This window comes from Variovorax sp. 05T418 (assembly GCF_056396385.1).
In genome coordinates this window covers 247,595-260,262 of sequence record NZ_JBFTLJ010000008.1, presented here as the reverse complement: position 1 = coordinate 260,262, position 12,668 = coordinate 247,595, and the positions used below count along the sequence as shown (strand labels likewise).

Annotated in this window: 11 protein-coding genes; 8 read left to right on the top strand and 3 right to left on the bottom strand. The window is 69.9% G+C overall.

Annotation, left to right across the window (positions count from 1 at the left end):
- The first annotated feature begins 115 nt into the window (after nucleotides 1-115).
- From AC1DMS_RS18390 to AC1DMS_RS18380, 3 genes are read left to right on the top strand one after another with little or no spacing between them, the layout of a single operon-like run.
- Entirely contained in the window at nucleotides 116-547 is a 432-nt protein-coding gene (locus AC1DMS_RS18390) for a VOC family protein (protein ID WP_278879865.1), read from the top strand.
- Nucleotides 548-556: 9 nt separating this feature from the next.
- Nucleotides 557-1,468: an amino acid ABC transporter substrate-binding protein gene (locus tag AC1DMS_RS18385; protein WP_478181579.1), complete on the top strand. Its 912-nt coding sequence runs from the start codon at nucleotides 557-559 to the stop codon at nucleotides 1,466-1,468.
- A gap of 39 nt (nucleotides 1,469-1,507) precedes the next feature.
- The gene (locus tag AC1DMS_RS18380) at nucleotides 1,508-2,374 is read left to right on the top strand and encodes a LysR family transcriptional regulator (RefSeq protein WP_478181578.1); all 867 of its coding nucleotides are present in this window, start codon (nucleotides 1,508-1,510) and stop codon (nucleotides 2,372-2,374) included.
- Here AC1DMS_RS18380 and AC1DMS_RS18375 read toward each other — a convergent pair.
- Together AC1DMS_RS18375 and AC1DMS_RS18370 are read right to left on the bottom strand one after the other, a co-directional pair.
- Nucleotides 2,368-4,926 (bottom strand): PepSY domain-containing protein, encoded by a 2,559-nt coding sequence (locus tag AC1DMS_RS18375; protein WP_478181577.1) that lies wholly within the window; start codon nucleotides 4,924-4,926, stop codon nucleotides 2,368-2,370. The two genes, AC1DMS_RS18380 and AC1DMS_RS18375, sit on opposite strands and share 7 nt — an antisense overlap.
- Nucleotides 4,927-4,979: 53 nt before the next feature.
- On the bottom strand, nucleotides 4,980-7,106 hold the full coding sequence (locus AC1DMS_RS18370) for a TonB-dependent siderophore receptor (RefSeq protein WP_478181576.1): 2,127 nt from the start codon (nucleotides 7,104-7,106) through the stop codon (nucleotides 4,980-4,982).
- 212 nt (nucleotides 7,107-7,318) lie between these two features.
- On the opposite strand from AC1DMS_RS18370, the gene AC1DMS_RS18365 reads away from it, so the two are divergent.
- Genes AC1DMS_RS18365 through AC1DMS_RS18355 form a run of 3 tightly spaced genes read left to right on the top strand, consistent with a single transcriptional unit; the run spans nucleotide 7,319 to nucleotide 9,721 of the window.
- Nucleotides 7,319-8,332: a thiamine pyrophosphate-dependent dehydrogenase E1 component subunit alpha gene (locus tag AC1DMS_RS18365; RefSeq protein ID WP_478181575.1), complete on the top strand. Its 1,014-nt coding sequence runs from the start codon at nucleotides 7,319-7,321 to the stop codon at nucleotides 8,330-8,332.
- Nucleotides 8,323-9,285 (top strand): alpha-ketoacid dehydrogenase subunit beta, encoded by a 963-nt coding sequence (locus AC1DMS_RS18360; protein WP_436037383.1) that lies wholly within the window; start codon nucleotides 8,323-8,325, stop codon nucleotides 9,283-9,285. Before AC1DMS_RS18365 ends, AC1DMS_RS18360 begins: the two co-directional genes overlap by 10 nt.
- Before the next feature lie 13 nt (nucleotides 9,286-9,298).
- Nucleotides 9,299-9,721 (top strand): MarR family winged helix-turn-helix transcriptional regulator, encoded by a 423-nt coding sequence (locus AC1DMS_RS18355; RefSeq protein ID WP_478181574.1) that lies wholly within the window; start codon nucleotides 9,299-9,301, stop codon nucleotides 9,719-9,721.
- A 3-nt stretch (nucleotides 9,722-9,724) separates the two neighbouring features.
- Here AC1DMS_RS18355 and AC1DMS_RS18350 read toward each other — a convergent pair whose 3' ends face one another.
- The gene (locus AC1DMS_RS18350; protein WP_015867781.1) at nucleotides 9,725-10,486 is read right to left on the bottom strand and encodes an SDR family oxidoreductase; all 762 of its coding nucleotides are present in this window, start codon (nucleotides 10,484-10,486) and stop codon (nucleotides 9,725-9,727) included.
- 116 nt (nucleotides 10,487-10,602) lie between these two features.
- Between AC1DMS_RS18350 and AC1DMS_RS18345 the strand changes: the two genes are divergently transcribed.
- Together AC1DMS_RS18345 and AC1DMS_RS18340 are read left to right on the top strand one after the other, a co-directional pair.
- Nucleotides 10,603-11,529: a LysR family transcriptional regulator gene (locus AC1DMS_RS18345; RefSeq protein WP_062364132.1), complete on the top strand. Its 927-nt coding sequence runs from the start codon at nucleotides 10,603-10,605 to the stop codon at nucleotides 11,527-11,529.
- A gap of 63 nt (nucleotides 11,530-11,592) precedes the next feature.
- Nucleotides 11,593-12,612 (top strand): Bug family tripartite tricarboxylate transporter substrate binding protein, encoded by a 1,020-nt coding sequence (locus AC1DMS_RS18340; RefSeq protein ID WP_018905171.1) that lies wholly within the window; start codon nucleotides 11,593-11,595, stop codon nucleotides 12,610-12,612.
- Nucleotides 12,613-12,668 lie beyond the last annotated feature (56 nt).

The following is a 12,668-nucleotide window of genomic DNA, read 5'->3' as shown; positions in this document are numbered from 1 at the left end:
CCGGGCGCGTCGAGCATCGAAAAAATCGATGCTCAGCAAGAAAATATATCGTTTTCGGTTATGAGGCGCGCTGCTTAAAGTCCGGCCATCCTGAACTCACAGACCGATGGCCGCCATGAATGCATCCCCCACGAGAATTCCGTTCCACCTGGCTTTCCCCGTCCGCGACATTGCCGAAGCCCGCGCCTTCTACGGCGAGCTGCTCGGATGCCCCGAGGGCCGCAGCGCGCCCGAATGGGTCGACTTCGACTTCCACGGCCACCAGATCGTGGCGCACCTCGCCCCCGATGAATGCGGCCACAAGGCCAGCAGCGCGGTCGACGGGCACGACGTGCCGGTGCGCCACTTCGGCGCCATCCTCCCGATGGACCAATGGCAGGCGCTGGCCGACAAGCTGGTCGCGCGCCAGACCCGCTTCGTGATCGAGCCCTACATCCGCTTCAAGGGCGAGCCGGGCGAACAGGCGACGATGTTCTTCCTCGATCCGTCGGGCAATGCCATCGAGATGAAGTCCTTCGCGAATCTCGATTCGCTGTTCGCCGTCTGAAGGCGCCGCGTGAAGACACGACGCTTTCTTGCAGCCGCGGCTGCCGCAGCACTGCTGCTGTCCGCCGCAAGCGCCAGTGCGCAAACCGACACCTTGAAGAAGATCAGGGAGTCCGGCGCCATCACCATGGGCGTGCGCGACGCCTCGGGCGCCATGTCCTTCACGCTCGGGCCGGGGAGCTACACGGGCTTTCACGTCGAAGTCTGCGAGCGTGTCGTCGCTGACATCGGCCGGGCGTTGCAGATCGAGAAGATCCACGTGAAGTACCAGCTGGTCACGCCGCAGAATCGCATTGCCCTGGTGCAGAACGGCACCGTCGACATCGAGTGCGGCACCACGACCAACAACACGGCGCGCCAGAAAGACGTGGCGTTCGCGCCCACGCTCTACGTTGAAGGGGTTCGCATTGCCGTGAAGGCGGCCTCCGGCATCGTGTCGCCCGCGCAGCTCTCGGGCAAGGCGGTGGCCGCGACAACCGGCGCCACCTCCGTCCAGCTCCTCAGGAAGCTCAAGCGCGAGGGTGCGGGCGAGATCGCGGAAGTGCTCGCCAAGGACAACAGCGAAGGCTTCCTGCTGCTCGAATCGGGCCGGGTGGATGGCTTTGCGGCCGACGGCCAGATCCTTGCCACGCTGATCTCCAAGAGCAGGGAGCCGGCGCAGTACAAGCTGCTCGACCAGGTTCTCAGCGTCGAGCCGATCGCCGTCATGCTTGCGAAGGGCGACCCCGCGTTCAAGAAGCTCGTCGACCAGAGCGTGGTGTCGCTGGCCAGGAGCGGAGAAGCCGCGCGGCTCTACGACAAGTGGTTCATGCAGCCCATTCCTCCGCACAACTCGAAGGTCGGGCTGCCGGCCAGCGCCTTGACGAAGGCCGCCTGGGCCAGTCCCAGCGACAAGCCGATGGAGGCATACGAAGCGCGATGAATCATTGAACCTTGCATCGATTCTTGAGATGCTCGGTTCATGATCAACGAACTCAGAACCTTCATCGCCGTCTGCCGCCACGGCACCTTTGCCGCCGCGGGAGAGCGGATCGGCCTGACGCAGTCGGCGGTCAGCAGCCAGGTCAAGCGGCTCGAGGAAGCCCTGGGGTTCGAGCTGTTCGAGCGCACCGGGCGCTCCGCCACCTTGAATGCGGCCGGCCAGACGACGCTGGCGCGCGCGGAGCAGATCTGCGCGCTCTACGCCAAGCTCGGCGAGCTTCCCGACGACGCCGCGAGCGGCGGGCTGCTGCGCATCGGCGCGATTGCCTCGGCGCAGTCGACGCTGGTCGCACGGGCGCTTGCAAGGCTGCGCAAGCAGCAGCCGCTGCTGCGCGTGCATGTGTCGCCCGGCGTGTCGATGCGGCTGATGGACGAGCTCGATGCAGGCACGATCGATGCCGCGGTGATCATCCGGCCGCCGTTCGGCATTCTTCCGGAGCTGGCGTGGCAGCCGCTGGTGCAGGAGCCGTACGTGCTCATCGCGCCCAGGAAACTGCCGGGCAAGGACTGGCGCGCGCTGCTCCAGGAACAGCCCTTCCTGCGCTATGACCGCGCATCGTTCGGCGGCCGCATGGTGGAAAGATTCCTCCGGCGCGAAGGCATCGCGGTCAACGATTCGATCGAACTCGACGAGATCGCCGGGCTCATCCACATGACGTCCAAGGGGCTGGGCGTTGCGCTCGTTCCGCTGGTCGAGGCGCACCTTCCGCTGCCCGCGGGTGTTCGCATGCTCTCGCTCGGCGAGCTCACGTTCCACCGCGAGGTGGGCCTGCTGCTGCGCAAGCCACGCGCCAGCCCGCCTGCCGCCGCGCAGTTTGCGCAGTGCCTGCGGGAAGCTGCTCAATAGACGTCGCGCCGGTAGCGGCCCGCTGCCACCAGCGTGTCGCAGGCCGATGGTCCCAGCACCTCGCGCAAGGCCAGGTCGACGCCCGGCGCCATGCCCTCGAGGCTGCCGCAGACGTAGACCACCGCCCCCTCGGCCACCCATTGGCGCAGCAGGCCGGCCGCCTCGCGCAGCCGGTGCTGCACATACAGGCGCTCGGCCTGGTCGCGCGAGAACACCAGGTCGACGCGCTCGAGCGCCGCGGCCGCCTGCCACTGTGCGATCTCCTCGGCGCAGAAGGCGTCGTGCGCGGCCTGACGCTCGCCGAACACCAGCCAGTTGCGCCCGTGGCCTCGGCGCACGCGCTCGCGAAGATGCGCGCGCAGGCCGGCAAAGCCGGAGCCGTTGCCGATGAAGACGCAGGGTGCCTCGTCGTCGACGAGCGCGAACGCGGGATTGGGCAGCAGGCGCAGCTCGACCTGCGCATCCAGCGGCGCCCCGTCGGTCAGCCAGCCCGAGGCCACGCCCATGCCGTCCGCGTGGCGCGCCTGGCGCACCAGCAGCTGCACGCAGCCATCGGCCGCGGTCGAGGCCACCGAATAGCGCCGCGGCGCGAGCGGCACCAGCATGTCGGCCAGTGCCTGCGCGCTGGCCGCCGGTGCGGCCGGAAGCATGCTGCGGGACAGCGCGTCTTCGAGCGTGCACGCGCGGCCATCGCAGCGCACGCGCGTTCGCCCGTCGAGGCCGGCGCGGCGCAGGAATTGCTCGACCGCGTGGCCGGACTGGCGCGGCAGCAGTTCGACGAGCGCTCCCGGCGCCCAGGCGGCCGCGCCCGCATGCGCGAGCTCGATCTCGAAGAGCGGATCGCCCTGGCTGCCGGCATTGAGCAGGGTGCGCCGCACGAGGCGCCAGGGCTCGAAGGGCGCCGCCTCCGGTTCGTGCGCCTTCCATGCGCCGGGCTGCAGCACGCCGAAGGCTTCGGCCAGCGCGTGCTGCCAGCGCGCCAGCGCACCGGCATCGCCGTTGTGCACTTCGATCATCGGGAACAGCGCCTCTGCGCCATGGCCGCGCAGGTCGCGGTCGAGCGACCGGCCGAAGCCGCAGAAGTTGGCGTAGTGCCGGTCCCCCAGCGCGAGCAGGCCGTAGTGCACATGCTGCAGGCCGGAACCGGTCTGCAGCGCGAACTGGCGCGCAAAGGCGCGCAGGCTGTCCGGCGGATCGCCGTCGCCGAAGGTGCTGGCCACCAGCAGCACCTTGCGGTAGCGCCGCAGCGCCTCCACGCTCAGGCGCACCAGCGGCTGCAGCACCACCGCGACGCCGGCCGATTGCAGCACCGCGGCCGTCTGCAGCGCGATGCGCTCCGCCTGGCCGGTCTGGCTTGCGAAGGCGAGCAGCACGGGCTCGGCGCCGGGCCCGTCCGGCCGCAGCGCAGGACCGAGCCGCGTGCGCTCTTCGCGCACGGCCCGCTTCGTGCGCCGGCGTCCGAGGTAGAGCATCCACCCCGTGACCGCGAACAGCGCCAGGCCCAGGCTGCCGAGCAGCATCACGATGCGGCCCGGCAATCCCCAGTAGGTGCCCATGTGCATCGGATAGATGCTGTTGACCAGGCGGCCGGCCAGCGGCTTGTCGGCGTAGCGCTGGTGCCGGGAGGGCTCGCCGGTGGCGGCGTCAAGGTGGAGGCGGTTGCGTGCGCGTTCGTGCTCGGGGTGGGCACGCAGGTAGGTCACTTCCACCTGCGACGCATTGCGCGCCGGCGGGCGCAGCGTGGCCAGGCTCCAGTCGCCGCCGGTTTCGTCGAGGAAGGACTGCCACACGCGCTGCAGGTCGGGCGCCGCCTGCGCCTTGGCGGGCGCGCTGCCGGCCTGCATGCCCTGCGCACGGACCACGCGCCCTTCGCCGGCGGCGTTGTCGACCATCGCGCGCACGGCGTCGAAGCCCCAGTAGATGCCCGTGAGGCTCGAGACCAGGTACACCAGCAGCGCAAGGGTGCCGGCCACCGCATGCAGGTTCCAGAGAAAGGCGCGGCCGGTCAGCGCGAAGTCCAGCTTCAGCCAGGCCCGCCACGCGAGCGGCCGGCGCGGCCAGCGCAGGTAGAGGCCCGACAGCGCAAGCACCAGCAGCCCCGCGGCCAGCGTGCCGGTGACGGGCTTGCCCGCATCGCGCGGCAGCAGCAGCCAGCGATGCAGGTGCTCGGCGAACTCGAAGAAGACCTCGCCCGTGGGCACGGGCAGCAGCGCACCGGTCCAGGGATCGATCAGCCGGACCTCGCCCTGGCGCTGGCCTTCGGGCGGCGCGAAGTTGACGCGCGCCGGCCGCCCGGCTTCGGCAAACACCGTGAGAGCGGCGATGCGCAGTGCCGGCTCGGCCGCCCGCACCTGCGCCGCGAGCGCCGCGGGCCGCAGCGCCGGTGCACCGGCGGGGTTGGGAATGTGGCGCAGCGTGGGATTGAGCGCGTCGACGATCTCCGCGCGAAAGGAGAGCACCGCGCCGCTCAGCCCGATCACGACGAGCACGCTTCCGGCCGTGATGCCGATGAACCAGTGGATCTGGAACCAGATCCGTCTCAGGAGAGCCATGGTGGAAAAACGCCGAAGGATGTGGAGGGCCGCGCTGCTTGTTGCGGATGCGTTCAAAGGTCGACCTTGAGCGTCGCCTTGATGCTGCGCGGCGCGCCCACGGCCAGCCGCGTGCCGGCCGCCGCCCAGTAGCGCTTGTCGGCCACGTTGTCGATGTTGACCTGCCACAGCGTGCGCTTGCCGAACAGCTGCGTCACGTAGCGCGCGCCCAGGCCGAAGAGGGTGTTGCCGCCGATGAAGGCCTGGTTCAGGTCGTCCACCGGCCGGCGCCCCGTGTAGTAGGCGCCCGCGTTGACCGAGAGGCCCGGCACCGCGGCAATGTCGTACGAGAGGAAGGCACTGGCCGTCTGCCTGGCGGTGTTCTCGGGCATCTTGCCGTTGTATTGCGCGTTGATGCCGCGGAACTCGGCATCGAGCGACTGGGCCGACAGCTGCCAGGCGAGCGCGCGCGTCAGGCGGCCCTGCGCCGAAATTTCAAGTCCGCGGTAGCGCTGGCGCCCGTCGGCCACGAAGGTGTTGGCGCTGTTGGTGTAGGCGCCGGGGCGTTCGATGTCGAACAGCGCGCCCGACAGCAGCATGCCGCCGTCGGTGAGCCAGCGCAGGCCGATTTCCTTCTGCTTGCTCACGCCGGGCGGCATGTGGGCGTTCTGGTTGGCGGTGCCGGCCGGTGCGATCTCGCCTTCCTCCACGCCCTCCGCATAGGAGAGGTAGCCCACCAGCGCGGGCGTGAACCTGTAGCTCAGCGCCGCGAGCGGCGTGGTCTTGCGCACGTCGTAGGCAAGCGACGGGATCGTGGCGCCCGCGCCCTGCGTGCTCTCGTAGTGCGTGCGGCGCAGGCCCGCCACCAGCTGCCATTGCGGCGAGAAGGTGATGCGGTCGAGCGCATAGAGGCCGAGCTCCTCGCTCTCCTGGGCGCCGGTGGTGGGCCGGGCCGGCCGCGCCGTCAGCGGCAAATAGCCGATGGGCACCGGGTTGTACAGGTTCTGCACGGTGCCGGCGCCGCCGTAGTTGCGCTGGAAGATCGGGTCCTGCGTCTTCCTGCTGCGCGCGGCGCCGAGCGTGAGCTCGTGCTGCACGCTGCCGGTCGAGAAGGTGCCGAACAGCTCGGTGCGCAGCAGGTCCGAGCTCTGCTTCAGGCTCTGGTCGTTGCCGGTGATGCGGCCGGCGCCGGTCAGCACGTTGTAGTTGCTGAAGCTTGCCAGCCGGCGGTCGCGCTCGGCTTCGGAGTGGCCGGCTTCCACGGTCAATGCCCAGTTGCCTCCGAGCGAATAGTCGGCGCGCAGTTGCGTGTTGGTGACCTCGGCGTCGAACACGGCCCACGGCGGCCCGAGCAGCTTGTCGGGGTTGGGCAGGGCGGGCAGCGCGATCACGCCGTTGACGGCCGCGAGCCGGGTGATGCCGGCCTGCTCGGTGATGCGCTTGCGGTAGTTCTCGACGTCGGCCTTCAGCGTGAGCCGGCTGTTGACGCGCCAGTCGAACGCGGCCGACACGAACCGGCGGTGGCCGTCCACGTCGTCGATGTTGGAACCGATGCGCCCGCCGGCCGCGTTGATGCGCAGCCCGTACTGCTGCTGGTCGCCGAACTGTCGCCCGAGGTCGACCAGCGCCTGCGCCGAGCCGCGGTCGTCGAGCGTGAGGCCGACGGTGCTCACGGGCGTGCTGCCGGCGCGCTTGGTCACGAGGTTGACGATGCCCGCCGGCGTGGTGAAGCCGTAGTAGAGCGCCGATGCGCCCTTCAGCACCTCGACGCGCTCCTTGTTCTCCATGGGAATCTCGGAGATGTTGGGAATTGCGAGCGAGCCGTTGAGCCGGTAGTTCGTGCGGTTCTCCACCGCGATGCCGCGGATCACGAGCTGGTCGAAGGTGTCGCCGCCGTTCTGCTGGCGCGTCACGCCGGCCGTGTTGCGCAGCGCCTCGTAGATGCTGGCCGCGCCCTGCAGCTCCAGCACCTCGCGCGTGACGGTGTTGACCGTGGCGGGCACGTCCATGATGCCGGCGCCGCGGAAGGTGCCGGCCTCCACGGTGTTGGCGACGAAGCCGGTGGTCGCGCTGGATTCCACCGTGACGGTGCCGAGCTGCCCGCGCGCCTCGGCGGCGGGATCGGCGGCGGGCTCGGTGGTTTGGGCATGGGAAAAGGCCCCCGCGAGCGCGAGAGGCGTTGCCAGAAAGAACTTGTGCATGGGAAAGGCTAGGGGCCGGCGCTGCTTCGATCGACAGGGGCAGCAGCCGCAAAGGAATCGTGCGGACGGGGGCGCCATTCTACCGATGCATTTGAGAATCATTCTCAGACTTCCGCTGCTGGCGCATGAGAGGGGTAAGCCCTGTGAGGCGATATCGTCACGCTTGATACGATTTTTGCCGGAACGCCCTCGTCAAGGGCGCTGGAGACAAGATGGACCCGAGCAATTCAGGCACGGCGCTGTACCGCGCCATGGTGCGCATCCGCGCCTTCGAGAACGCCGCCGAAGCCGCGAGCCAGGGCGGCGTGAGCGCCTATGGCCAGCAGGCCGCCGGTGCCGCCAAGGTGCGCGGGCCGCTGCATCTTTCGACCGGCCAGGAGGCGGTGCCCGCGGGCGTCTGCGCGCATCTGCGTACGAGCGACTACCTCACCTCCACCCACCGCGGCCACGGCCACACGCTGGCCAAGGGCGCCGACCTCGCCCGCATGATGTGCGAGCTGTTCGGCAAGGCCAGCGGCTTCAACGGCGGCAAGGGCGGCTCGATGCACATCGCGGACTTCTCGGTCGGCATGCTGGGCGCGAACGGCGTGGTGGCGGCGGGGCTGCCGATTGCGGTGGGCGCGGCGCATGCGCAGAAGCTGCTCCGAAAGAACAATGACATCACGGTCTGCTTCTTCGGCGACGGCGCGATCAACCGCGGCCCTTTCCTCGAAGCACTGAACTGGGCGCGCGTGTACGGCCTGCCGGTGCTCTTCGTCTGCGAGGACAACCGCTGGAGCGCCACCACCGCGAGCGGCCCGATGACGGCGGGCGACGGCGCCTCGGCACGCGCCGCGTCGATGGACATCGCGGCCACGCAGGTCGATGGCAACGACGTGTTCGCGGTGCACGAAACCGCCGCGCGGCTGGTCGCCGAAGTGCGCGGCGGCGGCGGACCGCGGCTGCTGCATGCGCTGACCTACCGCGTGAAGGGGCATGTGTCGGTCGACCTCGCGGCCTACCGCGATCCGGCCGAACTGGCGGCCGCGCTCGAAACCGATCCGATCGCACGGGCGCGCGGGCAGCTGCTGGACATGGGCGTGGCCGCCGCGGCGCTGGATGCCATCGAGAATGCCGCGCGCGACGAGGTCGATACCGCGCTCGCCATCGCCGACGCGGCGCCCTGGCCCGAGCCGAGTGCCGCGTTCACCGATGTGCAGACCACGGGAGCAGGCCAATGGTATTGAAGGATTTGAGTTACTCCGAGGCCGCCGTGCTCGCAATCCAGCGCGAAATGGAAGCCGACCCGCGCGTGGTGGTGCTCGGCGAGGACGTGGGCCGCGGCGGCATCTTCGGCCAGTACAAGGGCCTGCAGCAGGCCTTCGGCGACGAGCGCGTGATCGACACGCCGATCAGCGAGGCCGCGATCATGGGCGCCGGCGTGGGCATGGCGCTCGCGGGCCTGCGGCCCGTGGTCGAGATGCGCGTGGTCGACTTCGCGCTCTGCGGCATGGACGAGCTGGTGAACCAGGCCGCCAAGAACCGCTTCATGTTCGGCGGCCAGGGCCGCGTGCCGCTGGTGGCGCGCATGCCGGGCGGGATCTGGGACGCCTCGGCCGCGCAGCATTCGCAGTCGCTCGAGGCCTGGTTCGCGCACCTGCCGGGCCTGGTGGTGGTGAGCCCGTCGACGCCGCAGGACAACTACGGCCTCCTGCGCGCCGCGCTCGCGTGCGGCGACCCGGTGGTCTACATCGAGCACAAGACGCTCTGGGGCCTGCGCGGCGAGGTCGACGAAGACATCGCCGTGCCGCTCGGCAAGGCGCGGCGCGTGCGCGAAGGCAATGCGCTCACGCTCGTGAGCTGGAGCCGGCAGATGCAGGCCTGCGCCGCGGCCTGCGATGCGCTGGCGGCCGAAGGCATCGCGGTCGACCTGATCGACCTGCGCACGCTCTGGCCCTGGGACCGCGAAACGGTGCTCGCGTCGTGCGCGCGCACCCAGCGACTGCTGGTGGTGCACGAGGCGGTGCAGGTGGCCGGCTTCGGTGCCGAGATTGCCGCCAGCGCCGCGGAGGCCACGGGCTGCCGCGTGGCGCGGCTCGGCGCGCCGCGCATTCCGGTCGGCTATGCGCCGGTGCTGGAGGCGCAATCGCGCGTCGGCGCCGAAGCCATCGCGGCCGCCGCGAGAAAACTGCTGGGCTGAACCGCGCCGCGCCATGGACCCGCTGTTCTTCAAGCTGGTGCGGGTGGTCAACCTCACGGCGCGGCCCTTTCACGAGAAGGTGGGCCGCGAGCACCACCTCACGCTCAATGAATGGCGCGCCATGGCGGTGCTCGGCGCGCAGCCGGGGCTCAACGCCACGCAGATCGCGGACCTCACCGGGCTCGACAAGATGGCGGTGAGCCGCGCCCTGGCCGGCCTGAAGCGCCACAAGCGCGTGCAGCTCCTGGGCGACCCCACCGACCGGCGCCGCAGCCGGCTTTACCTCACGGCGGCGGGCAAGGCGCTGCACGAAACCGTCGGCATGCTGGGCCGCCAGCGCGAGGCCGCGCTGTTCGAGGGCATCGGGGCCGACGAGCTCGCCCGCCTCGATGCCACGCTGGACAAGCTCATTGCCGCCGTCCAGCGCGCCGGGTAGCCGTCAGGCTGCAAAGCCGCCGTCGATGTTGAGGCTGGCGCCCGTCACGAAGGCGGCTTCGGGGCTCGCGAGGTACGCCACCATGCCGGCGATTTCCTCGGGGCGCGCGTGGCGGGCCAGCGCCATCAGGCCGTGCATCGCGGCGGCGTTGGGGCCGTCGACCGGGTTCATGTCGGTGTTGACCGGGCCGGGCTGCACGTTGTTGACCGTGATGCCGCGCGGGCCGAGGTCGCGCGACAGGCCCTGCACCAGGCCCTTGAGCGCCGACTTGCTCATCGCATAGGCGCTGCCGCCGGGCCAGGGCATGCGCTCGGCGTTGGTGCTGCCGATGTTGATGATGCGGCCGCCTTCGCCCATGTGGCGCACGGCCGCCTTGGCCGCCACGAACACGGCGCGCACGTTGATGTCCAGCGTGCGGTCGAAATCCTCGAGCGAGAAATCGTCGATGGTGCCGGGCAGGAAGACGCCGGCGTTGTTGACCAGCACATCGATGCGGCCGAGCTTGCGCGCGGCCTCGTCGATGCCGGCGGTGAGCGCGGCAGCGTCGGCGCTGTCGATCTTCAGCGCCAGCGCGCGGCCGCCTTCGGCCTCGAGGCTGCGCACGAGCTCGTCGGCCGGCGCGCTCGAGCTGGCATAGCTGAAGGCAACGGCGGCGCCGTCCTCGGCGAGGCGCCGCACGATGGCGGCACCGATGCCGCGCGAACCGCCGGTAACGAAAGCGACCTTGCCCGCGAGCACGGGGGAAGTGGATTTGCTGAGAGCCATGGTGATGGTTTCCTGTGTGTTGTGAGGTGGAAGACCTTCAGTGTCGGGATTCCATTACCGTTGCGGTAGCCATCAATCGGTCCAATCAGATTCAACTATTGATTGAAAATAGGCCCATGGAACCGCTCAATCACCTCCAGTCCTTCGTGCAGAGCGCCGAAAGCGGCAGCTTCTCGGCCGCCGCCCGCCGGCTCGGGCTCACGCCGGCCGCGGTCAGCAAGAACGTGGCGCGGCTCGAAGCCCGGCTGGGCGTGCGGCTGTTCCAGCGCAGCACCCGCCGCCTCACGCTGACGGAGGGCGGCGAGCGTTTCCTGGGCCAGATCGGCGGGGCGCTCGCCACGCTGCAGGACGCGGTGGCCGGCCTCTCGAAGGACGACGGCCAGCCCGCCGGCACGCTCAAGGTGAGCATGGGCCAGGCCTTCGGCCGCGAGCATGTGCTGCCGATGATGGGCGACTTTCTGGCCCGCTATCCGTCCATCCTGCCCGACTGGCACTTCGACAACCAGCAGGTGGACCTCGTGGGCGAAGGCTTCGACGCGGCGATCGGCGGCGGCATCGAGCTCTCGCCCGGCGTGGTGGCGCGCGAACTGGCGCGCATCCACGTGGTGGCGGTGGCCGCCCCGGCCTACCTGGCAGGCCGCGCGCTGCCGGCGCAGCCCGCGGAACTGGCGCAGCTGGACGCCCTGCTGCGGCGCTCCTCGCCCACCGGCCGGCTTCGCAGCTGGACGCTGCAGCACGCGGGCGGCGACCAGGCCACGGTGGAACTGCCGCGGCCGCGCGCGATCTTCAACGACCCCGAAGCCATTGCGCATGCCGCGCTGATGGGCCTGGGCGTCGCCATGCTACCGATGCCCTTCGTCGAACGCGGCCTGCGCAGTGGCGAGCTGGTGCGCCTGCTGCCCGAGTGGCACTTCGATGCGGGCGCGGTCTGGCTCTACTACCCGAGCAAGAAGCTGCTGCCCGCGAAGACCCGCGTGTTCATCGACTTCGTGCTCGAGCGCTTTCGCAGCGAGCGTTTCGCCGAGCGCATGCAGGTGGCATAGACCGGCGCCGCACGGGGTTTTTACCCGCCATGCGCGCGGCGGTTCCCCTGTACAAACGCCCGCATGACCTCTTCTTCAAATTTCAAGACGAACCGCCGCGCCGCACTGGCCGCTTCCGCCGCCGCCATCGCCCTCGCGGCCACTCCTTCCTGGGCCCAGAGCACCTGGCCGACCAAGCCGGTGCGCATCGTCGTGCCCTTTGCGGCCGGCGGCACCACCGACATCCTGGCGCGCGCCGTTGCGCCCGAACTGTCGAAGGCCTTCGGCCAGCAGTTCATCGTCGACAACCGCGCGGGCGCGGGCGGCAACGTGGGCGCCGAGATCGTGGCGCGCGCGCCGAACGACGGCTATACGCTGCTGATGGGCACGGTCGGCACGCACGGCATCAACCGCGCGCTCTATCCCAAGCTGCCGTTCGACCCGATCAAGGATTTCGTGCCGATCACGCTGGTGGCGGCCGTGCCGAACGTGATGGAAATGAACGCCGACAAGGCCAAGGCGCTGAACATCCACAACGTGCAGGACTTCATCAAGTACGCCAAGGCCAACCCCGGCAAGCTCAACATGGCCTCGAGCGGCAGCGGCACCTCGATCCACCTGGCGGGCGAGCTTTTCAAGAGCATGACCGGCACCTTCATGGCCCACATCCCGTACAAGGGCTCGGGCCCGGCGCTGCTGGACATGGTGGGCGGCAATGCCGACGTGATGTTCGACAACCTGCCCTCGTCGATGGCGCAGATCAAGGGCGGCAAGCTCACGGCCCTGGCCGTGACCAGCGCCAAGCGTTCGCCGGCGCTGCCCGACATTCCGACGGTCGAGGAAGCGGGCGGTCCGTCGCTCAAGGGCTTCGAGGCGAGCTCGTGGTTCGGCCTGCTGGCGCCGGCCGGCACCTCGCCCGAGATCGTGAACCGGATCCAGCAGGAAGTGGCCAAGTCGCTCGGCACCCCCGCCATCAAGGAAAAGATGCTCGCCCAGGGCGCCATCCCGAGCGGCAATTCGCCAGCCGACTTCGCCAAGCTGATTGCCAGCGAGCACGTGAAGTGGGCGAAGGTGGTGAAGGACTCCGGCGCGAAAGTGGACTAACCCCCAGGCTTCGCGCACTTCGTGTCGCTTCTCCCTCCCCCTTGCAGGGGGCAGCG